Annotated in this window: 21 protein-coding genes; 12 read left to right on the forward strand and 9 right to left on the reverse strand. The window is 44.4% G+C overall.

The features are described 5' to 3' along the window. Nucleotides 1-3 precede the first annotated feature (3 nt). The 6 genes from ubiD to rsmA all read left to right on the forward strand — a co-directional run bounded on the left by ubiD (nucleotide 4) and on the right by rsmA (nucleotide 7,337). On the forward strand, nucleotides 4-1,467 hold the full coding sequence (gene ubiD, locus ACV7NC_RS00645; RefSeq protein WP_458153489.1) for a 4-hydroxy-3-polyprenylbenzoate decarboxylase: 1,464 nt from the start codon (nucleotides 4-6) through the stop codon (nucleotides 1,465-1,467). Nucleotides 1,468-1,506: 39 nt separating this feature from the next. Next, nucleotides 1,507-1,815, forward strand: a complete 309-nt coding sequence (locus ACV7NC_RS00650) for a DMT family protein (protein ID WP_458153490.1) — start codon at nucleotides 1,507-1,509, stop codon at nucleotides 1,813-1,815. Nucleotides 1,816-2,011: 196 nt separating this feature from the next. Continuing rightward, on the forward strand, nucleotides 2,012-4,207 hold the full coding sequence (locus tag ACV7NC_RS00655; RefSeq protein WP_458153491.1) for an LPS-assembly protein LptD: 2,196 nt from the start codon (nucleotides 2,012-2,014) through the stop codon (nucleotides 4,205-4,207). Between the two features lie 39 nt (nucleotides 4,208-4,246). Beyond that, the gene (locus ACV7NC_RS00660; RefSeq protein WP_458153492.1) at nucleotides 4,247-5,569 is read left to right on the forward strand and encodes a peptidylprolyl isomerase; all 1,323 of its coding nucleotides are present in this window, start codon (nucleotides 4,247-4,249) and stop codon (nucleotides 5,567-5,569) included. Continuing rightward, nucleotides 5,566-6,561 carry a 4-hydroxythreonine-4-phosphate dehydrogenase PdxA gene (gene pdxA, locus ACV7NC_RS00665; protein WP_458153493.1) on the forward strand — a complete coding sequence of 332 codons (996 nt, stop codon included), beginning with the start codon at nucleotides 5,566-5,568 and terminating at the stop codon, nucleotides 6,559-6,561. The genes ACV7NC_RS00660 and pdxA overlap by 4 nt, the downstream gene beginning before the upstream one ends. Continuing rightward, nucleotides 6,558-7,337: a 16S rRNA (adenine(1518)-N(6)/adenine(1519)-N(6))-dimethyltransferase RsmA gene (gene rsmA / locus ACV7NC_RS00670; RefSeq protein WP_458153494.1), complete on the forward strand. Its 780-nt coding sequence runs from the start codon at nucleotides 6,558-6,560 to the stop codon at nucleotides 7,335-7,337. The genes pdxA and rsmA overlap by 4 nt, the downstream gene beginning before the upstream one ends. Before the next feature lie 7 nt (nucleotides 7,338-7,344). Here rsmA and ACV7NC_RS00675 read toward each other — a convergent pair whose 3' ends face one another. From ACV7NC_RS00675 to ACV7NC_RS00710, 8 genes are all read right to left on the reverse strand, one after another. Beyond that, nucleotides 7,345-8,124, reverse strand: coding sequence for a flagellar brake protein (locus tag ACV7NC_RS00675; protein ID WP_458153495.1), 780 nt, complete (start codon nucleotides 8,122-8,124; stop codon nucleotides 7,345-7,347). Between the two features lie 2 nt (nucleotides 8,125-8,126). Beyond that, on the reverse strand, nucleotides 8,127-8,450 hold the full coding sequence (locus ACV7NC_RS00680; protein WP_458153496.1) for an EscU/YscU/HrcU family type III secretion system export apparatus switch protein: 324 nt from the start codon (nucleotides 8,448-8,450) through the stop codon (nucleotides 8,127-8,129). Next, nucleotides 8,437-9,486: a flagellar hook-length control protein FliK gene (gene fliK / locus ACV7NC_RS00685; RefSeq protein ID WP_458153497.1), complete on the reverse strand. Its 1,050-nt coding sequence runs from the start codon at nucleotides 9,484-9,486 to the stop codon at nucleotides 8,437-8,439. Before fliK ends, ACV7NC_RS00680 begins: the two co-directional genes overlap by 14 nt. A gap of 57 nt (nucleotides 9,487-9,543) precedes the next feature. Beyond that, nucleotides 9,544-9,903 (reverse strand): flagellar protein FliT, encoded by a 360-nt coding sequence (locus ACV7NC_RS00690; protein WP_458153498.1) that lies wholly within the window; start codon nucleotides 9,901-9,903, stop codon nucleotides 9,544-9,546. 14 nt (nucleotides 9,904-9,917) lie between these two features. Further along, nucleotides 9,918-10,325 (reverse strand): flagellar export chaperone FliS, encoded by a 408-nt coding sequence (gene fliS / locus ACV7NC_RS00695; RefSeq protein WP_458153499.1) that lies wholly within the window; start codon nucleotides 10,323-10,325, stop codon nucleotides 9,918-9,920. A gap of 22 nt (nucleotides 10,326-10,347) precedes the next feature. Then, a complete protein-coding gene (gene fliD, locus ACV7NC_RS00700; protein WP_458153500.1) occupies nucleotides 10,348-12,324 on the reverse strand; it encodes a flagellar filament capping protein FliD in 1,977 nt (658 codons plus the stop codon). 23 nt (nucleotides 12,325-12,347) lie between these two features. After that, entirely contained in the window at nucleotides 12,348-12,716 is a 369-nt protein-coding gene (locus ACV7NC_RS00705; protein ID WP_458153501.1) for a flagellar protein FlaG, read from the reverse strand. A gap of 87 nt (nucleotides 12,717-12,803) precedes the next feature. After that, nucleotides 12,804-14,255, reverse strand: coding sequence for a flagellin N-terminal helical domain-containing protein (locus ACV7NC_RS00710; RefSeq protein ID WP_458153503.1), 1,452 nt, complete (start codon nucleotides 14,253-14,255; stop codon nucleotides 12,804-12,806). A 311-nt stretch (nucleotides 14,256-14,566) separates the two neighbouring features. On the opposite strand from ACV7NC_RS00710, the gene ACV7NC_RS00715 reads away from it, so the two are divergent. The 5 genes from ACV7NC_RS00715 (at nucleotide 14,567) to ACV7NC_RS00735 (ending at nucleotide 20,969) form a co-directional block, all read left to right on the forward strand. Continuing rightward, on the forward strand, nucleotides 14,567-16,123 hold the full coding sequence (locus ACV7NC_RS00715) for a histidine kinase (protein WP_458153504.1): 1,557 nt from the start codon (nucleotides 14,567-14,569) through the stop codon (nucleotides 16,121-16,123). A gap of 16 nt (nucleotides 16,124-16,139) precedes the next feature. Further along, complete coding sequence (locus ACV7NC_RS00720; protein ID WP_458153505.1) at nucleotides 16,140-16,772, forward strand: response regulator; 633 nt, start codon at nucleotides 16,140-16,142, stop codon at nucleotides 16,770-16,772. A gap of 99 nt (nucleotides 16,773-16,871) precedes the next feature. Continuing rightward, the gene (locus ACV7NC_RS00725) at nucleotides 16,872-18,575 is read left to right on the forward strand and encodes a diguanylate cyclase (protein WP_458153506.1); all 1,704 of its coding nucleotides are present in this window, start codon (nucleotides 16,872-16,874) and stop codon (nucleotides 18,573-18,575) included. A gap of 215 nt (nucleotides 18,576-18,790) precedes the next feature. Then, nucleotides 18,791-19,591, forward strand: a complete 801-nt coding sequence (locus ACV7NC_RS00730; protein ID WP_458153507.1) for a GGDEF domain-containing protein — start codon at nucleotides 18,791-18,793, stop codon at nucleotides 19,589-19,591. A gap of 139 nt (nucleotides 19,592-19,730) precedes the next feature. Next, nucleotides 19,731-20,969 (forward strand): EAL and HDOD domain-containing protein, encoded by a 1,239-nt coding sequence (locus ACV7NC_RS00735; protein WP_458153508.1) that lies wholly within the window; start codon nucleotides 19,731-19,733, stop codon nucleotides 20,967-20,969. A gap of 51 nt (nucleotides 20,970-21,020) precedes the next feature. Here ACV7NC_RS00735 and lpxK read toward each other — a convergent pair whose 3' ends face one another. Then, on the reverse strand, nucleotides 21,021-22,040 hold the full coding sequence (gene lpxK, locus ACV7NC_RS00740; protein ID WP_458153509.1) for a tetraacyldisaccharide 4'-kinase: 1,020 nt from the start codon (nucleotides 22,038-22,040) through the stop codon (nucleotides 21,021-21,023). Nucleotides 22,041-22,241: 201 nt separating this feature from the next. On the opposite strand from lpxK, the gene ACV7NC_RS00745 reads away from it, so the two are divergent. Then, nucleotides 22,242-23,135, forward strand: coding sequence for an alpha/beta fold hydrolase (locus tag ACV7NC_RS00745; protein ID WP_458153510.1), 894 nt, complete (start codon nucleotides 22,242-22,244; stop codon nucleotides 23,133-23,135). Nucleotide 23,136: the final 1 nt, after the last annotated feature.

A 23,136-nucleotide genomic window follows, 5' to 3' on the forward strand; every position in this document is an offset into this window, starting at 1 on the left:
GCGATGCACTATAAAGACTTGCGTGATTTTTTAGCGCAATTGGAAGCGATGGGCGAACTAAAACGAGTCGTCGCGGCTGTTGATCCCGTGTTGGAAATGACGGAAATTTGCGATCGTGTTCTGAAATCGCAAGGACCGGCGCTATTATTTGAACATCCTAAAGGACATTCCATACCAGCACTGGGTAATTTATTCGGCACGCCCAAGCGGGTAGCGTTGGGAATGGGACAGGAATCAGTTGAAGCACTCCGCGACGTTGGAAAATTACTGGCGTATTTAAAAGAGCCTGATCCGCCAAAAGGACTCAAGGACGCCTGGGACAAGTTGCCGGTGTTGAAGCAAGTATTGAATATGGCGCCGAAGGAATTAGGAAGTGCGCCGTGTCAGGAAATTGTGTGGGAAGGCAGTGACGTTGATCTGAACAGGTTGCCGGTGCAAACTTGCTGGCCAGGTGATGTCGCGCCACTGATCACCTGGGGTTTGACGGTGACGCGAGGGCCGAATAAAACCCGGCAGAATTTAGGCATTTACCGGCAGCAAGTCATCGGTGCTAATAAAGTGATTATGCGCTGGCTGGCGCACCGGGGAGGTGCGCTGGATTTCCGTGAATTTTGCTTGCTCAATCCAGGCAAGCCCTACCCGGTGGCAGTCGCGCTGGGCGCCGATCCCGCGACCATTCTGGGCGCGGTGACACCAGTGCCGGATAGTTTGAGCGAATATCAATTTGCCGGTTTATTGCGTGGCGCGAAAACCGAAGTGGTGAAATGCATCGGTAATGATTTGCAAGTTCCTGCCAGCGCCGAAATTGTGCTCGAAGGCGCGATCCATCCCGGAGAGACTGCATTGGAAGGTCCTTATGGTGATCACACCGGTTATTACAACGAGCAGGAAACGTTTCCGGTATTTACCATTGATCGCATCACGATGCGGCGTAACCCGATTTATCATTCCACCTACACCGGTAAACCGCCGGATGAACCGGCCATTCTCGGGGTGGCGTTGAACGAAGTTTTCGTGCCGCTGCTGCAGAAACAATTCCCGGAAATCACCGATTTTTATCTGCCGCCGGAAGGTTGTTCGTACCGTATGGCGGTGGTCAGCATGAAAAAACAGTATGCTGGCCACAGCAAACGTGTGATGTTCGGTATCTGGAGTTTTTTGCGGCAATTCATGTACACCAAATTCATTATCGTCACTGACGACGATATCAATGTGCGCGATTGGAAAGAAGTCATCTGGGCGATTACCACCCGGGTCGATCCGGTACGCGATACCTTGCTGGTGGAAAACACTCCGATCGATTATCTCGATTTCGCCAGCCCGATTTCCGGATTGGGCGGAAAAATGGGGCTGGATGCGACTCATAAATTTCTGGGAGAAACCAATCGGGAATGGGGAACACCGATCGTGATGGAGGAAGCGGTTAAAAAGCGCGTCGATGCGATGTGGCAGGATTTGGGAATATAAAAGTTGCGTGAGATTTGGCAAACGATACTTCTGCTCACCATGAGCAACGTGTTCATGACGTTTGCCTGGTATGCGCATTTAAAGGAGCTCAATCACAAACCATGGGTGATTGCTGCTTTGATCAGTTGGGGCATTGCATTTTTCGAATATATGTTACAGGTTCCCGCCAACCGGATCGGCTTTACGGTTTTATCCGTTGCGCAACTTAAAATCTTGCAGGAAGTAATTACGTTATCGGTGTTTGTGCCCTTCACGCTGTTGTATTTAAAAGAACCGCTGAAATTGGATTATTTATGGGCTGCTTTGTGTATGGTTGGTGCGGTTTACTTTATGTTTCGTGCGAGATAAATCCTTCGAATGCATGATTTATCGCATGCAATGACTGATTTTTGATGGATAGGGTACTGAAATAAATAGTACAATAGCTTGCAAATTAATTAATCAGATCCGCTAAATGTTGATAAGATTCGGGTGAATACATTGGATAATAAGTGGAGCATGCAATTAAACCTATTCAATTGGGATTCCCAGTATTAGTTTCAGAATGAATATACGAATTATTAACAGTATACTCATCTTGGTATTTTTACTGATTTTGCCACTGACCAGTTGGGGTAAGCGACCCTCTCATCCAGTGGAAAATGAAAAAAAATCCATCGTCAAACCTCAAAAGAAGCCTGTATCAATCGAAGCCGATTACATTAAAGGCTATTACAAGCAAGAAATCGAAGCGACCGGTAATGCCGTGCTGCATCATGGTGATAATGTGCTCACTGCCGATCGCATGAAGTACTATGAACAGTCCGAGGACACCGAAGTAGAAGGGAATATCCGTCTGGAAAGACCTAAAGACGTGTTGCAAGGCAAGCACCTGGAATTGAATATGCAAACCGAGGTAGGGCATCTGACCGAGCCGCGCTATTCGATGAAAGAAGGCGAAGGCCGCGGTTCCGGTGATATTTTGCTGTTCGAAGGAAAAGATCATTACCGGGTGAAGAAAACCAGTTACACGACTTGCCCGGAAGGAAATCATGATTGGTATTTGCGTACCAAGGAACTGGAAGTCGACAATAAAAAAGAAGTCGGTACCGCTAAGCATGTGCAGGTGGTATTTAAAGATGTGCCGATTTTGTATTCACCCTGGTTAGATTTTTCCTATAGCGGACAGCGGAAATCGGGATTGCTTGCACCGGTTGCCGGTTATAATGCCAGAACCGGTTTTGATATGGGGCTGCCGGTGTATTTGAACATTGCACCGAACCTGGACGCGACCGTTACTCCCCGTATCATGACCGAACGTGGTTTCTTACTCAGTAATGAAATGCGGTATATCGGCAGCAATAATATGAATGGCCATTTGCTGTTTGATATTTTGCCGCATGATATACATACCAATCAAACCCGCTGGGGTGTTTTGTATACACATACACAAAGCCTTGCCAGTGGTTGGCGCGGTTTTTTGAACTATAATCAAGTATCCGATGATCGCTATTTCCGCGAACTGACTCCGAATCTGGCGCAAACCAGTTTGACCAACCTGTCGCAACAGGGCGGTTTTACATATAACGGGCGGCTGGGAAATGATGGGACAGTTCATTTCACCGGTTTTGCGCAGCGCTTCCAGACATTGCAGGATCCTTTTGCATTGTTTGTTTCTCCCTATGAGCGGCTACCGCATCTAGCCTTAAATGCAAAAAAATATAATATTGGTAAACTGGATTTTGAAATGCAGAGCAGTTGGACGAACTTTTATCATCCAACGCTGGTCGATGGCAACCGGACGATCCTGTATCCCACTGTCAGCGCGCCCTTGCGAAATGAATTTGGATATATAACGCCGAAATTCGGTTTGCATTATACGCACTATAATTTGGCCGCACCGGTTGACGACCGAGGGGAAAACATTAATCGCGCTGTTCCGATCGTAAGCTTGGACAGCGGTATTGCGTTTGACCGTCAAATGCAGATGGGCGGCAGGGATTTTGTGCAAACCTTGGAACCGCGCTTGTTTTATGTTTATGCACCTTACCGGAATCAAAGTTATTTGCCAAATTTTGATTCCGCAATCAATGACTTCAGTTTTGCCCAGATTCTTACCGAGAATCGTTTCAGCGGCGGAGACCGGATTAATGATGCGAACCGGACAGTGCTGGCTTTAACGTCGCGGTTTATTGAAAAAGAAACGGGTATCGAGCACTTGCGCATTGCCGTGGGCCAGCAAATCAATTTTACCGATCCGCGGGTTACCTTGCCTTTTCCACAGGTTACCAGCGGCAGGAATGATTTTGTTGCTGCGGTATCCGGCCGTTTGACACCGACGCTCAGCACCGATTCCAATATTCAGATGGATGAATCCAGAGGCTGGGTTGAAAAAATCCGTAGCGGTATCAGTTATCAGCCGGAGCCAGGGAAAGTACTCAACTTTGGCTATCGTTTTTCCCGCGAGGTATTGGAACAGGTCGATACGTCCTTTCAGTGGCCGCTGTACGGGAACTGGCATGGCGTGACGAGAGTCAATTACTCGCTGAAGGACGACAAGATTCTGGCTGGATTAGCCGGTCTCGAGTATAACACCTGCTGTTGGGCGCTTAGGCTTGTGATGCAACGCTTGACTACAGCTACACAAACAACCACGACGGCATTTTTCGTACAATTGGAACTGAAGGGTTTGATGGGAATCGGCAACAATCCATTGCAAGTATTGCAACAGAGTATTCCGGGTTATACCAGCGTTCATTGATTCGATTGATTGCAATCTTACTTCAAGTATCGCTATTTTATGCATAAGAGATTCAATTTCTGCATTTTATTTTTTATTATCAGCAGCTTTTCTATTCCTGTCAGTGCCCAAGAATTAGCCTTCCTACCTGCCCCCAAACCACTCAATCATATTGTTGCGGTGGTCAACGAAGACGTTGTCACCCGACAGGAGCTTGACGAAGCAATTAAAATGACGGTTGCTAGGTTACAACAGCAAGGGATGCGCATACCCGAACAGCAAGCACTGGAAAATCAAGTATTGGAATCGGTGATCACTAAGCACATTCAACTTCAACATGCTAAAGAAGTTGGACTATCTGTTGCCGAAAGCGAAGTGGATGAGACTATTCAGCGCATTGCTGAAGATAATAAGTTGTCGCTTCCCGAATTTTATGCCGCGCTGGAAAATGAAGGTGTCAGTTATAGCAAGTTTCGTGAGGAAATCCGAGACGAAATGATTATGACAAGGCTCAAGGATCGAGAAGTTAAGAATCAAGTGAACGTGACGGAAGGGGAAGTCGATAATTATCTGCAAACTCAAGAGGCGAGCAGTGACGGTCAAGAAGAATTCCGGTTGGCGCACATCATGGTCTTGGTCACAGAGAATATGAATAGCAGTCAAATAGAGCAAAGAGCTGATCGAGCGGAAACGGCGCTGAAGAAACTGAAAGAAGGCGCGGATTTTGCACAGGTAGCGGCGGAATATTCAGATGCTGCCGATGCCAGGAACGGGGGTATTATCGAATGGCGTCCGGTTGCTCAGCTAGGGCCGTCTTTTGCGCAACTGCTCGAATCCATGCAATTAGATGAAATTACCCCCGTGATTCAAAGTCCGAATGGTTTTCATATTTTCAAATTATTGGGCAGGCGCGCCCAGGAAGTGCCGACAGTCATTATCGATCAAACCCATGCGCGCCATGTACTGATAAAAATTAACGAACTGACTTCTGAAAACGAAGGTAAGCAAAAAATTCTTGCGATCAAAGCACGATTGGATAATGGCGAAAATTTTGAAGAAGTTGCCAAGCTTTATTCTGAGGATTCCAGTGCTTCTGCCGGCGGTGATCTTGGCTGGCTTTCGCCGGGGGATACCGTGGCTGACTTTGAACGCACCATGAATGAATTGTTGCCGGGGCAGATCAGCGAGCCTGTAAGAACACAATTTGGCTGGCACCTGATCCAGGTGCTGGAGCGCCGTTCGCAGGATATTAGTCTTGACCGGCGTCGGCAAACGGCGCGGCAAGCAATACGCACCCGGAAGGCCGACGTGGTTATTCAGGAATGGTTGAGGCAGTTACGCGATCAAGCTTACGTGGAATATCGTCTGGACGAAGAATTGTGAGCGAAGAATTTGTTCCTGCACTGGCACTGACCGCTGGCGAGCCTGCCGGAATCGGCCCCGATTTATGCGTTCAAATTGCGCAACGACCGTTATCATGCAAGCTGGTGGTGATAGCGGACGGTGATATGTTGCTGGAACGGGCGCGGAAACTGAAATTACCCTTAAAGCTTATTGACATTGCAACAGTTTCGCCGACTCAGCATCAACCCGGCAGCTTGCAATTTTTTCATATTCCGTTAGCGGAACCTGCAGTCGCGGGGAAGTTAAATTGTGCGAATGCCCGTTATGTATTGGCGACATTGCAACATGCTGTAACTGCATGTCAAACAGGAGCGATGCATGGCATGGTGACGGCGCCGGTTCATAAAGGCGTGATTAATGATGCAGGCATCCAATTCTCTGGGCACACTGAGTATTTGGCCGAATTGACGCAGAGCGCCGTGGTGATGATGTTGGTTGGCGGTAACATGCGAGTGGCATTGGCAACAACGCATTTGCCGCTTCGGGATGTTGCAGCCGCTATTACTGCAGAGGGTATCGAAAGCAAATTGCGCATCATCCAGCGCGATCTAGTAACGCGGTTTAACATAGCCAGCCCCCGTATTGCTGTCGCAGGACTCAATCCGCATGCAGGCGAGTCCGGTCATTTGGGCCGAGAGGAAATCGATGTGATTATTCCGGTACTGGATAAGCTGCGCTCAGAAGGTATGAAGTTAGCAGGTCCGCTGCCTGCCGATACATTGTTCAGCCCGGTGCAGCTAAAGCAATACGATTGCGTTTTTGCGATGTATCATGATCAAGGGCTACCCGTATTAAAACATGCCAGCTTTGGAGAAGGTGTCAATATTACCCTCGGATTGCCCATCATTCGGACATCGGTTGATCATGGCACGGCGTTGGAATTGGCCGGTACTGGTCGCGCCAATGCCGGGAGCTTACTGACAGCGATAGAAGCGGCTGTGCATGTGGCACGGAATCAGGCTGTGCTGTGAAATTTCAACATAATCCGCGCAAGCGCTTTGGTCAGAATTTTTTAATCGATCAATCGGTTATCGCGCAAATAATCTCAGAAATTCATCCCCAGAAGGTTGATCGGATTATTGAAATTGGCCCTGGCTTAGGTGCGTTAACCAGACCGTTACTCCGGATGGTCGATCATCTGGATGTGATTGAAATTGACCGTGATATTTCGGCTTGGCTTCATCACGAGCTTGCATCGGAGAAATTGACCATTTTTACGTCGGATGCGCTTAAATTCGATTTTTCGAGCTTAGGCAGGAAACTTAGAATTATTGGAAATTTGCCTTATAACATCTCAACTCCATTGCTATTTCATTTGAGCCAATTTTCAGAGCATATTCACGATATGCATTTTATGTTGCAGAAAGAAGTGGTTGAACGCATGGTCGGAGCACCCGATACTTCTGATTATGGCCGTCTCTCAGTAATGCTGCAGTACCGCTTCGATATGGAATGTGTGCTTGATGTACCTGCTGCATCTTTTAATCCGGTGCCTAAAGTTGAATCGGCTGTGGTTCGCATGATTCCAAAGATGAATCCTATCGTATTAGCCACTGACGAGGAGTTATTTTCAAAAATTGTTACGGCTGCATTTTCGTTGCGACGTAAGACTCTTCGTAATGCTTTGTATCACTATTTGAACTCGGAAGATTTTATAGCGTTGAAGATTGACCCCGGGATCCGAGCAGAAAATTTACCCTTGGAGAAATTTGTTGCGATTTCAAATTATCTAAGCCGTAAGGATTGATCTGCAATCATTTGTTTTTTCTGATTTGCTCTTGTTTTATGATATAACGCTGAATCAATGTCTGCATGTTTCCTTTTAGTTCAATAAATTGACATCCGGCACGAAAGCAGTTTTGACCACTGCGTAGTGTAATTTCATAGGTATTTTTTACCTGAATATTTACAGTGATAGTGCCAACTTCAGGGAGTGCAATCTGGCAATTGTTATAAACAGTGCCAGGTTCGAAGTTGATGACAGGGTGTTGATCAATAACAGCGATTCCACCGCAGCTGATGTCCAGTAGTGCTACCTCTGCGTTAGAAGAGCTTGTTCCAGGAATTGGGATAACGCATTTCAATGGTTTTGCAATCGGTGTGGTTATACGAAAATGACTCCGGCGCTGGATGCGTAAGAGGGATTCAGGTATGTTGATGGCAAAAGCATCCTGGCCGTCAAATTGCAATTTTCTGATTTGATTACAAACAAATTCTATTTTTACCCTATTTTGTGTGGTAACTATCGCCAGTTTTTCTGATTGCAGCGCTTTTTGGCAACATTTTTCATTGGCGCCATAATCAATAATCATTTGTTTTTTATCTGGATAAATTGCAAGAATGGAAGACAAGATGAAATCGCTATCATAATTTGGATAGACAGTAATCAGAGAATTTGCCTGCATGATTTCACGAAGAATGAAAAGAATGTCAATTTCCGAGTGTATCCGGAAATTTTCACTATTGTCTTCCTGTGTAAATTGTGTTGGTTCCAATACTGAGGAAGTTTCAGATCTTTGATTTGAGATTTGCATAGCTATATTTTCCCAAGATTTTTTTGCACTGTATCTTTAATATGAGTGGATAATGAGTTTGTTTTACCTTGCTCCAAACGATAAAGCCACGCAAGCAGCTCTGCAACCGCAACATAAAGTTGTGGGGGAATGCGATCGTCTAGGTCAACTTGCATTAACAGTGAAACCAAATCACTGGATTCATGCACATAGATGCCAGCTTCCTTTGCACGTTTAATAATTTCTTGAGCGATCAAGCCGCGGCCTTTCGCAACTACCTTGGGCGCAACTTGTCCCTCCCGGTATGCAAGAGCAACTGCGGTTAGGTGTGACTCATTCCGTTCCATGGTGCTGAACTTCAACAGATTGAATATTCAATCCAGCCGATTTTAAGTCAGTAGTAAATGGCGTCTGATTGATTTTCAGGAGATTGGCGGTTTCAGCTTCAGAAGTTTGCAAGCTAATTTTTATGCCTTTTGAATTGAATCCAATGGTGGCGATGATTTCACCAAGCTGCGGCATTGATAGTTTTATTTTCGTTCGCCATTGTTCAGCGGGATCATTATCGTTTCGATTGTCATCGTTTTGTGGATGCTCATCAATTTCCCATTCCATTAATTGACCTTGCCAAACTTCCCCTCGCCACAGCAGATGACCTGTTTCAAGTGTATTAAGTTGCTGCTGAACTAACGGAATTATCTGGTTATGCACGGGCATATCAGAGTTAAGAGTTGCAGTCACTCCCGTTTTAGTTGGCGATGAATCCATTGATAACACCATTAGTTTTCCTTGAGGTTCTTGCTGCAAATTTTCAAGCTTGTTTTCTCCATTGACCCACTGTGCTTGATGTGATTCATAGAATAATCCACTTTGCACAATTGCTTTTTGCAATAAACCGGGTAATTCAGTCTTATTTATAAGATTTTCACTCAGAATAGGTGCTGAGCTACTAAGGGCAGGAGAATGAATTGATTGTAATAGAGATGGCTTTGTTGCAGCTTGTTGCAAAACATCTTGTATAAGATTGCCAAGGAATCGGCCTGTGATGCTGATTGATATTTCTTTGTCGGCACCGGGTTGGGATTCATTCAGAAGGAGGAATTTTAAATTCGGTTCTTTTGAGCTAAATACGAGTTCCAGCTTGTGTCCTGGCTGTAAGTATTCAGGTAAGCGCATTTGTAGGTGCTGGCCTGCCACAAGAACCTGTGAATTTCCGTTTAATAAACGCGCTTCAATTACAGCTTGATATTTTTCTCCTGGTATAAATTCGTTTACTGCACTCGAGACAGGCGCAATCGCTGATACCGGTGTTACCGGTGTAATAGGCTTTATAGGGGGTGAAGTAACATGAGGTATTTCGATTTTTGGGATCGAGGGAATCACGGCAACTTATCTATCTTGAGTTCAGCTAGGTTTTGCAGCCTGCTTTGGTGGATTCAGCTATAAACTGAAGGTTTGATAAGCCTGTTGTATGCTATAGGAGCGATCAGTAGTATTTAACATGTCTTCAAGTTTTTTCAACCAAGGTTCCGTAATCGCTTTAATTTGTGCGTCATCAGCTAGGATTTGATGGATTATTTTTACTTTCTTCTGAAGAAGTTGTTCGTCTAGAATTGGTTCCGGGTCATTTATAATTAATAATTCAGTCAATTGCCTGCACTCTTTTTCAAGTTTGGTTAGCTGATCCCATTCACTATTTTGTGCGGCAATTAGCATTTTTCCGGTAATGGTGAGTATTGCATTATATGTCATGAGTGTTTGAGAGCTGTTCATTGTATTGAGTGCCTTTTTTAAAACCATTTATTTAGCGGTAATTATTTTTGAGTTTCTGCAAACTGTCCAATCTCTTTCCATGCGCTGTAGAGTTCTGATAGAAGTTTATTAACCTCGGTGATTTTTTCTACGTTGTTTTGGATATTGGCGATTAACAGCTGATGCGTCATGTAGTCATAAAGCGCTTGTAATTTAATTGCTAAATCTCCCCCAGCGTTCATATCAAGACTTGCTTTTAAGCCATGATCAATAATCATGATGGCTTTGGAGATCATTTGTCCTTTTTCTGCAATTTCGTTAAGCTGCATATGCATTTTTGCTCTATTTAAAGCCTCTTGCGCTCCTTCGAATAGCATCAAGATAAGTTTGTAAGGATTTGCAGACTCAACGCTTGTTTCAACGCCAATCCGTTGATAGGCAGAAATCGCAGAGTTCGTAGCGGTAAACATATTCATTCTCCTCGCATCGTGTCTAATTATTTGTTGTGCTTGGTAGTTTGGATAATTGTTGTTGTAAGAAATTACTGGTCTGGGTCATACTGGCAATTGTTGCATCGAGAGCGGTAAATTGTGCACGTATACGTTTTTCAGTATTTTCGAGTCGAAGCTGTAATTTTTCACGTTGAACTTCAATATCTTTAATGGATGCATTAATACCATCAATGCGGCTATCGATCAGTTTTCCCTTTAGCATGCCATCAACTATCTTGTTTAGTTTTTGAGCAAAACCATGTGCAAAATCAATATCTCCACGACTACCCGTGCTGCCTCCAGTGATTTTAAGGATCAGACCACTACTTTGTGCTGCACCTGTAAGTGTTTGACCGGAGCCTGTTGCAACAACCCCGTTAATCGTTCCTGCGACATCGACTCCATCGGTTTCAACAGGAGTGCCAAAAAGATCTGCCTTTCCATTTCCCCCAGTTATTTTTACAGAGGATTCCGAGCCATATTTTTCGGAAGTTACCGTCAATATCCCGGTGGATTGACTAACAGTAACTTTTAATCCTGCTGAAGATATTGCAGATACTCCATTGATTCGGGATTGAAGTTCCGCAGCTAGCGAGCTCGCAGTATAAGTACCTGCAGCAAGCGTGATACTGGCATTGACTCCATCAATCGTAAAATTTAATGAATCATTAATTCCTGTATTAACAGTCAATGCAGCAGCGGTGCTGCCAATAGCGGTACCGTGTGTTGCAAGTTGAGTGATATTAAGAGCATATTTACCATTTGCAGTATTTGAATCAGCGCTTACAAACGATACAAGGCTGTCACTTGTTCTCCCCACCGAAGCGAATAATGTTGAAATATCTTTTGTTGGATCATTTAAAACTTGTGTTAACTTGCTAGAGTCAAATTTTAGAGTTCCGTCTGTTTGGAAAGAAATACCCACTTCCGATAATAAGCTTAGTCCTCCTCCAGCAGTAGTTAATGGATCAGAAATGGCTTTGCGAATTTGGGTTTGCACTGAACGAACTGTTGAATCTCCAGTTAAAATGGATGCTTTCTTAGTCGCGGCATCATACTTTGAGACATCAACAATTGTTTTATTAAGATCGTTAAATGCTTTTACAAACGCACTAATGGCACTATTAATGCCAGCAGTATCTCGTGCCAGATTTAGTGTTGTGGTAGTGCCAGCATTTGTTTTTAACAGATCCAATGTGACACCTTCTATAGCATCTGTTATTTTGTTACTGGCTTTGCTAATTGAAATACCGTCAATAACTAGAGAAGCATTACTTGCGGCGGCGGTCTGAGTCAGATTGGTTGTACCACCCGTTGAAGCATCATATGCAAGCTGCGATAAACCGGAATTATCGGTGTTTGTTAAGTCATTATCGATAGTTGTTATTTTCAGCGCGTTGCTTTGGCCGGTTTCGTTCGAGGCGATTACTAAACGATAACCGGAGCCGTCATTGATAATACTGGCAGTTACCCCTGCTTTAGCTTGATTAATCGCGTCTCGAACACCTGCGAGTGACGAGTTTCCAGAAGAAATCGTTATTGATTTTGCTGATTTCTCAGGATTCAGTGTAAATGTGCCCGCACTGTAGGTTCCAAATTGTATGGTAATGGTGCCGCTTCCGACGTTTGCATCAGTTGTGGAAAAATTGGCGGATTTTAATTTTTGCGCTTGTGCGAGAGCCTGAATTTCGATCGAATGACTCCCCGTTACCGCAGCAGATGTTGCACTGACATTAGCTAATGTGTTATCGGTAATACTTGCCGATATTGCGTTAAATTTTGCCGGGCTCGAGAGTGCAGTAAGGCTATTTTGAAATGAAGATAACGCTCCCTTCAAGCTGCCGAATGCGGTTAATTGTGTTTGTTGCTTAGCTTCTTTGCTATCAAGTGCAGTAAGTGGGCGGCTTTCCGCTTGCATTAATTTGCTAACGATTCCGTTAATATCTAAACCTGATCCAATTCCTGGTGATGCTAGCATTTGAAAACTTCACCTATATTTAATTATGCCTTGCCGTTGAACAGCAGACCTTGAACTTTATCTAGTGTACGTGCGATCTTAACTGCTTCTTCTGTTGGAATCTGCCGGATAACTTCCTCGGTATGTACGTCCATTACTTTGATAATTGTTTTTCCAGTATCTTCATCAATCGAAAACCGCAAATTTTGTGCCAGATTATTGACAGTCCCTTGAATTTTTTGGACGGCTTGTTTTACTTGTTCTGCGGATTCCACAATATTGCCAATTTTTGATCCTACGATTGGGACAGCTGATGCGGCACTTTCCGTGCTTGATCCTGACACTTTTCTGGCGGCTGTTGTTAATGGTGGAACAGGCGAAGAATTGGTTCCATTTAATTGATTGATAGTCATGATCTGACTCCTTATTGCTGAAAGAGCATGGATTCTATTGGTTTCCGGGCTCTTCCAGCTGTTTTTAAAGCAATTTTAAGTTTGTTTTTAACGTAATAAAGAGAGTACGTTGTTAGGCAGTGAATTTGCTTGTGCCAGTATTGCAACACCAGCTTGTTGCAGAATTTGCCCGCGCGTAAGGTTTGCTGATTCTGCAGCAAAGTCGGCATCTTGAATCCGGCTGCGAGAAGCTGAGAGATTTTCAGATGCGGTTTGCAGGTTTGCAATCGTTGAACTAAAGCGATTTTGAATCGCACCCAAGTCACCACGTGAGCTGTTAATGGATTTTAATGCTTCGTCCAATGTTCTGATCGCTGTTTGTGCGTTGGTTGCAGAAGAAATATCTAAAGTGGCAACCGAGTTAAAAGAACTGGAGGTGGCGCCAAATTCAGTGGCGTTACTACCCGCAGCAGTTATCTGCCCGAAGGAACTCGTAAGTTCAACAGTACCCGTGACGGTTGATGAGTCATTACCACCACTGGTTAGTGTTCGTGTAGTTGAACCGGCGACGATATCAGCAGTTTCAGTGCCATTTGTGAAATCTGCTAATACGATGTCTCGACCATCAGCGGTTGACAGGGTAATTACCGATTTATCAGTCGCAGAAGCGAATGAGGCGGTGACGCCGGTAGTGGATTGCAATCCGTTAATAGCGGAAGCCAAACCACTTAGATCAGAGGTATCAGTTACTGAAGCAGAAACTGTGCTGCCATTGATTGTTAGCGCAGTAGTGCCAGTTCCTGATAAATTACCAAGAGTGGCACTGTTGGATGCGGTTGCTGTGATACCAATATCGGAAGCAGCTGTATTGATGGCGGCAGCAATGGCTTTTGCATCGGATCCAACCAAATAGCTGATGTTGCCGGTGACTCCTTTGTTATTGGCAAGTGTTAAACCTGCCTCAACCGCTACACCATTGGCAGCAGCAGCAGCGGCAGCAGCGGTTGCTGTCCCCATTGCGGTACCATTAGTGGTCAGTATGTGGCTGCCTAATGCAGTTGCTCTTGCATCGGAAATTGATGCAATATTGATCGTTTGATTGGCATTAGCACCGACTTGGAAGCTTTGATTCAAGAACGAGCCGTCCAATAAGTTTAGGCCGTTAAATTGAGTTTGGCTGGCTACACGAGTAACTTCAGCGCTCAGTTGCGCAGCTTCAGCTTGGAGCGAAGCTCGATCGCCAGCACTATTGGTAGCATTCGCAGATTGAACGGCCAGCTCGCGGATACGTTGCAAGTTTGCTCCGATTTCACCTAACGCGCCTTCCGCTGTTTGTGAGAGAGAAATACCATCATTAGCATTTCGAACAGCTTGATTTAAACCGCGTATTTGTGAAGTCATCCTTTCAGAAATTGCGAGACCCGCCGCATCATCCTTGGCGCTATTAATTCGCAAGCCTGAAGATAAACGAGTTAATGAAGTATTTAATGCATTTTGTGAAGTGTTTAGGTTACGCTGCGCATTCAATGAGGCGACATTAGAGTTAATAATTTGTGGCATTTGGGTTCTCCTTTTTTCAACTATCTAGTTTAGGCACTATTGCCTTTAATACGCTGGCATGCCCCGCAATCCAAGAGGGTATACAACCACCGTTGCTTGCAGTTATCGGAAAGCGTTTTGAAAAGTTTAGGAATTTACCTTCATGATTTATATCTAATATTTGAATTAATAATGGAAATTCATGGTATAAAGTATGTTATAAATTGTGATTGTTTTGTAAAATCGAAAAAATATTCAGGTAGTTAATTGTGAATATTATTAGTTGACATGATATCGGCTTTGATGGATGAAGAACTCAGATGATTCGTGACATGACATTAAAAGTATTGATGATTGAATCCTCGGATGAGGATGTGACTCGGATTTTAGAAATCCTTGCTGAAGGTGGTTTTCAAACTGAATATGTGTGTGTCGTTACGATAAAAGATCTGGAAGCTGCACTTAAAGCGCAGGCTTGGGATGTAATTCTTTCTGAAAATAATTTGCCGCAACTCACCGCAAAACAAGTGCTTGGGATTGTTAAAAGAATTAAACCCGACATTCCACTGATAGTTGTATCCAATCAAGTGAGCGATGAAGCAGTCGAGTATCTGATGGGATTAGGTGCTTATGATTTTTTGACAAAAGCAGATCTAGCCAGATTAGTTCCTGTGATAAGACGAAGCATCAATGAATTTGAAAATAATCAGCGGTTTATTTCAACACAATCTGCACTGCAAAAAAGCGAAGAACTGTTTCAGGCTATTACATCCAATCTTCCGGGCGTTGTTTTTCAATTTCAATTGAATGCTAATCACCAGGCAAGTTTTTTATATGTGAGCGATGCCAGCGAAACCCTGTTAGGACTGTCGCCATCAATGCTGATTAGCAATCCTGGTTTATTTCCAGAATTGATTCTGACGGATGATCGAGTTTACTACGATCAATTGATGATGATATCAGCCAAACAACTTTCAACGTGGAATTGGGAAGGGTGTATTCAAGTTAAAGGTGATAGCGATATTAAGTGGATTAGCTTACGGGCAACACCCAGAAGAATGCCTGATGGTGCGACGCTTTGGGACGGTATTATGATTAATATTACCCGCAATAAACTCGCCGAACGTGAAATTGCCCGCTCCCGTGAACAACTTGCAGAATTGTCTTCATACCTGCAAAAAGTAAAAGAGCAGGAACGCGCCCGGATCGCAAGAGAGATTCATGACGATATTGGAGGGACATTAACGGCTATTAAATGTGAGTTATTTCCGTTCTTGGATTCAGCAGCCAGACCCATCGAATTTTATCAACAGAAGGCAAAATCCATTGAATCTCTCGTTGATCGTGTGATCGATAGCACGCGAAGGATTTCATTGGATTTACGGCCTGGAATTCTGGATTGTGGGATAGTTGCGGCGGTGCAGTGGCAAGCCAAGGAGTTTAGTAACCGAACGGGTATGGTTTGCCGGGTGTCCTGCAGCAGTGATGAAATTTCGATAGATTCGGATCTCTCAATTGCAATTTTCAGAATTTTCCAGGAGACTCTGACAAATATTTCCAAACATGCAAGCGCAACGCATATACAGGTCAAACTGGTCGAATTAGATAAGGTCGTTTTGCTCGAAGTTATTGATAATGGACTAGGAATTACCGATCTCGATATGGGAAAACATGAATCTTTCGGGATTCGTGGAATGCGTGAGCGCTGCCAGCAGTTAAAAGGGAATTTTCACATTATGGGAGAACCGGGAAAAGGTACCAAAGTGACAATCCTCATTCCTACCGAAAATTTGGACTATCAATCTGAATATGCGATCGAACCAAAAAATGATCCAGAGTTCTTGCAACCTGGAGCATCCAAAGTAAGAAAAAGAGCTGTAAGGCATTGAGAATCCGGGAGTCTACATGATAAGCGTGATGATAGCCGATGATCATGCAATTGTTCGTCAAGGCTTGAAGCAGATATTGAGCGAAACTGATGATATCAAGGTTACCGGTGAGGCGGAAACAGGTTTTCAAGCAATTAAAATTGCTCGGCAACATGATTTTGATGTCATGTTACTCGATATTTCCCTACCGGACAGGAATGGCATAGAGATTCTTAAACAGATTAAAAAAGATAAACCAAGCTTGGCAGTACTGATGCTCAGCATGCATAACGAACACGAATTTGCGATACGTGCATTAAAAGCTGGGGCGTCGGGTTATCTCAATAAGCAAAGCGCACCGGCTCAATTGGTAGTGGCAATTCGTCAGGTATCGACGGGTGATAAATATGTCAGTCCTGCAGTAGCGCAAGAATTAGCCAATATTATCAATACGGATGTTGATAAACCGCTATATACCACGCTATCCGATCGTGAGTATCAAACATTATGCTTTATCGCTGCGGGTAAAACACTCTCTGAAATTTCCGCGGAAATGTTTTTAAGTCCGAAAACAGTCAGTGTGTATCGTGCGCGTTTACTTGAGAAACTCAAGTTATCGAATAATTCAGAATTAATCCGCTACGCGATAAAGAATAAACTGGTTGAATGACTTTAAACCATCCATGAAATCAAGATATCTGCGTTGCAATCAATATTTTTCGAATACTGTGTAATCTGAATATGTTCATTTTCTTCTCTCTTGCATTCTATGAATCAGCTTAAAGAATCTAATCCGACTATTATCGCGCGTGAAACGCTACGTCAGTTAGCAGCGCTCAAAATTCCTCCAACACCGGATAATTATCTCAAGCTTTATTATCAGATTTCAGGCAACTCCGGGAAAAATGGAGATCCTGCTGATAATACTGCAGCAAGTTCGTCAAATCCGGTGAATAACCCGATATCAGAGAGTCCCGCTTGGGGCGATACCTTGGAAGCATTGTTAAAGCAATTAGAGAATAAAAAGGGTAGTTTAACAATTGCCAAGAAAAGGGAAGGCGTTAAACGAGTGCTTGCGAAATTCTCGAAAGATTCCGAGCAACTACACAATAAACTGAAGGCATTGGTAGATTCTTGGGGAGAATTGAATGTAGCGCCTACCGAATTACCCGAAAGTGATTTCCCCGAAAATTCTTCCTCACAAACTTCCCGGTTGAGTGCTCTGGATTCACAGGACGAGCAGCCTGTATCTGAGCAACGAGAGATGGGGAATGAGTTCTCAGACCAGTTGCGGGAATTGGTAGCGGAAATGATCGAGCAGATTGTGGCGAAACGGACAGATGATGCAAATTTGGCTGATGAGGTGAGAGCGCTGGCGCAACGGCTCCGAGGCGCACGCGACGAAACGGAAATGGAGAATTTTATCGATCTTTTTCGTGATTTTAGTCGTAGATTTGCGGATTATGATCAAGGCGCAGGGAAATTGCAGCAAGGCTTGCTCAAGCTGCTGAATATGCTGATGGACAGTACCGGTGAAATATTGGCGGAAGACCAATGGATCGGTACCAGGATCGGACAGTTGCGAGAAACAATTGCTAAACCGATAGATACACAAGTGATAAAGCAGGCCGAGCGGTATTTAGAAGAAATCACGCAACGGCAGGAAATTATCAAAAGCAATTTAAGTGAAGCCAAGTTGACCTTGAAGAAAATGGTGACTTCACTGATTACCAATATTGAGGGACTCACTGATACAACCGATGGATATCAGGCAAAGCTCGAGCACTATGTTGATACAATCAGTAAGACAGATGATATTAAAGAGCTGAATCAGTTGCTTGCATTGATTATGAGTGAAACCAAGGAAATGCAGAAAAGCACATCTGATTACCGCAACGATTTCTTGGCCGCTCGTGCCGAAGTCAGTTTGGCGCAAAGTAAAATCAATCAGCTCGAAACCGAATTGCAGGTGATGGGCGAAAAGGTGCATGAAGATCATCTCACCGGGATATTGAACCGTAGGGGCTTGGATAGTGCTTTTGAGCGGGAAGCCGCTCGCTCCCTCCGACATCAAGTGCCGTTATGTTATGCGCTTTTGGATATTGATAATTTTAAGCAATTGAACGATACACATGGCCATAAGGTCGGTGATGATGCGTTGGTTTATCTGGTTGAGTCGGTCAAAGATACCACGCGTCCGGAAGATATTGTATCGCGCTATGGTGGTGAGGAATTTGTCATTTTATTACCCAATACGAATCTTGAAGAAGGCGTTCAAATTCTATCCAGAATCCGGCGGAATTTGACTAAAAAATTTTTCTTGCATGAAAATAAGCGATTGCTAATCACTTTTAGCGCGGGTGTGGCGCAACTTCGCTCGGGTGAATCGCAGGAAGCTATATTCAAACGCGCCGATGAAGCACTCTATCGGGCAAAGAAAGGCGGTAAAAATCAAATCCTGATATCGGAATAGGTGATGTAACGCATTGTTTTATAATGTGAATAAAGTGTATGATTGCAAATGACACAGATTTCCCTTGTTATTCATTCAATTCATCCTGGTTTAGGTCTGTTAACTTTATGACCATGGCAGTCTATACCGGAATGGGTTCTCCTTCGCAATCCAACGAATTATTCCCCGAACTGGCGTAGCCTGGCATTCAATGCGGTCATTTGAGGAGAATAGCTATGCAAGGAGCTACCAAACAAGGGCAAAAAAGGATATTGCGGCTGGTTAAATCAACGGATGCTATGACAAGTGAGCGGAAACCTATGATTGATTCGGAAGATTACTATAAGCAAGTTGAACGCTATGCTGACCAGATTCGGAAAACACGAAATGCCGATGAAATCATTCGTATTCTTGATATGGTATTGACTGATACCAGAGGGTTGAGAGCCAACGATGAAGTGTTTGCGGCGCAAGAGCAAATTAAGCGAGCCGAGCAAAAAATTGAATCATTGAAAGACGAGATCGAGCAATTACGTGGGCTCGTGCAAACTGACCAAATGACCGGGGCGTTTAATCGACGCGGATTGGATGAAACCTTCGTTCGTGAGGCAGCACGCGCTGACCGGAATGCACAGTCGTTAGGTGTGGTTGTTATTGATTTGGATAATTTTAAGCAAATTAACGATAGCCTTGGTCACCAATCGGGTGACAGCATTCTGATTAATTTTGTTGCTGTAGCCAAAGAAACTTTACGCCCTACCGATATTGTCGCCCGTTTTGGCGGCGAAGAATTTGTGATTCTATTGCCTGACGTGGTCATGGAAGATGCCTTGACCATTATCCAGCGGCTGCAAAACAATTTGGCTAAGAGTCTCTCAATTCAAATCGATAACCAGCCAATGCCAGTGACATTCAGTGCCGGCGTGGCGCTACGATCATTCGGCGAACATCAGAATTCCGTAATCAGCCGGGCTGATAAAGCGCTTTATCAAGCAAAGCGAACCGGAAAAAATCGCGCAATTCCTGCGCTCGCATAACTAGACAACGCTATTAAACAATTCGCTATTCATGCTGGTTCGTGGCAATCTTTTCCTATGCGGAAGAGATTTTCGAGCATCCAGAAATAATAAGCGGATTTACTCTGAATAAAACAACGGGTTCATTGTGAGGAAATAGATGGAAGGCTTTTTTCTTGGGCGGCAACCAATCTTAGATCGTAACCAAAACTTGGTGGCGTTCGAATTGCTTTTCAGGCAAGAAGAAACGGACGAAGCGGCTACAATAACGAATGACCTATCGGCATCAGCCAATGTCATCATCAACGCCTATTGCCAGTTAGGCATTCAGAATGTGTTAGGTAAACTGCGTGGCTTTGTCAACGCGAACCCCGAATTGGTGATGAGCGACATCATCAGCTTGCTGCCAGCCAAGCATGTTGTCCTTGAAATCAGGGAGACAGAATTGATCACAGCAGAATTTCTGGCTCGATGCAACGACCTCAAGCAGAAAGGCTATCAATTCGCGCTCGATAATATCGTTGAAATAAATAGCAAGATTGAACAATTGCTCCCGATCGTCAGTGTTGTTAAAGTCAATGTCCTGGAAATAGAAAAACCGCAATTGACAAAACTGGTTTCAGATCTAAACCGGTGGCCGGTATTGCTATTGGCGCTCAAAGTTGAGAATCGCGAACAAGAAGCGCTATGTCGGCAATTAGGATTTCAAATGTTCCAAGGATATTATTTTGCCAAACCGGAAGTCATGGCGGTTAAAAGAGCTGATCCTGGAAAACTTGCACTGCTGAAGTTGTTGACATTAGCGATGGGTGATAGCGATGTCGAGGAGCTGGAAAAAGAATTTAAACACCAGCCCGGTCTCAGTTATAACCTGATGCGCATGGTTAACTCGGTTGCGAACGGTTTGCCGCAAAAGATCAATTCAATCAAGCATGCGATCATGATTCTGGGGCGTCAACAACTGCAACGATGGATTCAACTGTTGCTGTATACGGCGGATCAAGCCGATGGCGGCGCATCCAATGCGCTGATGCAAACAGCGGCGGCACGGGGAAAGTTGATGGAATTAATTGCAATTTCGGAGCGCCCGCACGATAAGAACCATCATGAGAGAGCTTTCATGGTCGGAATATTATCGCTTCTGGATACTTTGCTGGGCATGGACATGCAACAGATCATCGACAAACTGGGCATTCCGGAAGACATGAGCCAGGCTTTATTGACCCGCGATGGGCGGCTAGGGCAAGAGCTAAAATTAGTTGAAGCCAATGAAAAAGGTGAAGTTACGGCCATTCAATCAATTTTGAATGGCTTAGGTTTTCTAAGTCTAAGTGAACTGGCGGATATCGAACTGCAAGCGATCGGCTGGGCCAACAGGCTTGGTGAGTCAGTCGATTGATGCGGGATATATTTCTAAAGTTGGCTTGGTCCCCTTGTCAGACGCTATTTCCTAGCTTTTAGCCGATACATTCCGCAGTTTATTCAATAAAGCTTGCTGCAGTTCTGTATTGACCCAAGCGTTGTAAGGTAATGCCCAAAGTTTATCATGTGCAAAATCCTGGCATTGCAGTGCGTTTTCTTCAGGCATCAGCACCATGCCGGCTTCTGGAAAATTGATGTCTTCGGGTATAAACCGGTGATTTTCCGCGCAGGTGTGAAACTCGGCATCAATGCCGGCTTTCATCAGAACCTCGTATAACCAGGGAAAATTATCGACATCCGCAACAGCATGCAACCGGTCATTCCTAAAATCCGCAATCGTTTTTTGTATTTCAGGATTCTCTACTTTATAAGCGATTTCATAAAACAATTTCATGTTGTAGGTTTTGCGCCGATTCATAAAATCATCCGGATAGTCAGAATTGTTGTTCGTTACAATAAAACTCGCGTGATCGAGATTATTAAAGCTTAGTTTGAGCGGACCGGCGGGCAATAGCAAACCATTACCCAAGCTTTGCTCGTTAAAATCAACTACAATCACCTCGATATCGCGCTCGAGCCGGAAATCCTGTAATCCGTCGCTGCAGAGTATGACATTACAAGACGGATTCGCATCAAGCATCGCTTTAGCAACGGCTACATTGTCACTTCCGGTCCAGACCGGACAGGATTTTCCACAATGATGAGCGAGTAATAAAGTCTTTGCACCATAATGGCGGCGATCATTGTTGAATGCGACTGGTCCGGGTAAACCGGAATAGGCGGAATTGTCTCGCGTGATGATGGCGGGTGAAAATCCCTGGCTCAGCAGGCAATCCACGAACCACAGCAACAAAGGCGTTTTGCCGCCATCGTTAACGCTGGCGCTATCGATAACGATGACAGGAACCGGAAGTTTGATCGTGTGACAAATGTCCAACCAGTAACAGGCTTTTTTGAGCACTATAAAAAACCTGTAAATAATACTAAGCGGCCATAACAGTATATGTAATGGCGTGATGCGATGCCAATAAAGCTCTGATAATTTCATCTTTTGTGTTTGTATGAACTAAAACTTGGGAATCGTGCCGGAATTAACCGGTACTGGAATTATAGGTATAAAAATTCTTGCGTGCCATCGAAGAGCCGCAAAATTGAGAACGGGATGAATATAATAACCTGCTGTGTTTTATCGTAGCACGTTACATAAGAAACACGGTGAATGTACACGATTAATAACGGAATAAATGTCATGGATATAACAATCAAGCGGTTATTAGTTCCGACACTTTCAGCCAGTGGCGAGCAGCGCAAACCGCATCAGATTGCTTATACTGACTGGGGCAATCCCAGTAATCCAAACGTAATCGTGTGTGTTCATGGCTTGACCCGGAATTGCCGGGATTTCGATTTTCTTGCGCAGACCCTGCAAGCGGAATTTAGAGTCATTAGCGTGGATGTCGTCGGGCGCGGCCAAAGCGATTGGCTGGAGCATGCGCAGGATTACGATTTTTACCCTTTATACTTGTCCGACGCGCTCGCGCTGGTGGCGCATATTCAATCGCAGTATGCGCAAAAAATCACCCTCAACTGGATTGGAACGTCGATGGGAGGATTGATTGGAATGATTCTGGCGATACAACCCAATCTTCCCGTGGCACTCAACAAATTGGTTATGAGCGATATCGGGCCGCTGATTCCTGCCGCGGCCTTGAAGCGAATTGCTGATTATGTCGGTAAAGATCCGCGCTTTGAAAATTTTGCAGCATTTAAAGCTTACATGAAAGCGATTTCGGTGACGTTTGGCCCATTAACGGAAGAACAATGGACGCATATGGCGGTTCATAGCGCCCGTGAGTATGCGGATGGGACGTATGGTTTTCGTTATGACCCGAAAATTGCTTACAGTTTTAAGGCGCATGAAATCACCGATATCGATCTGTGGCGGCAGTGGGACCAGTTGACAGTACCGGCATTGGTTTTACGGGGTGTTGAATCGGACGTGCTGTCGGTGCAAACGGCTGCCCAAATGCAGACCCGAGGACCCAAAGCGCAAATCGTGGAACTACCGGGTATCGGTCATTCGCCGATGCTGATGGACGATCATCAAATTAGAATAGTCCGGGATTTCATCAAGGCTTCCTAGT

This window comes from Nitrosomonas limosa (assembly GCF_054188085.1).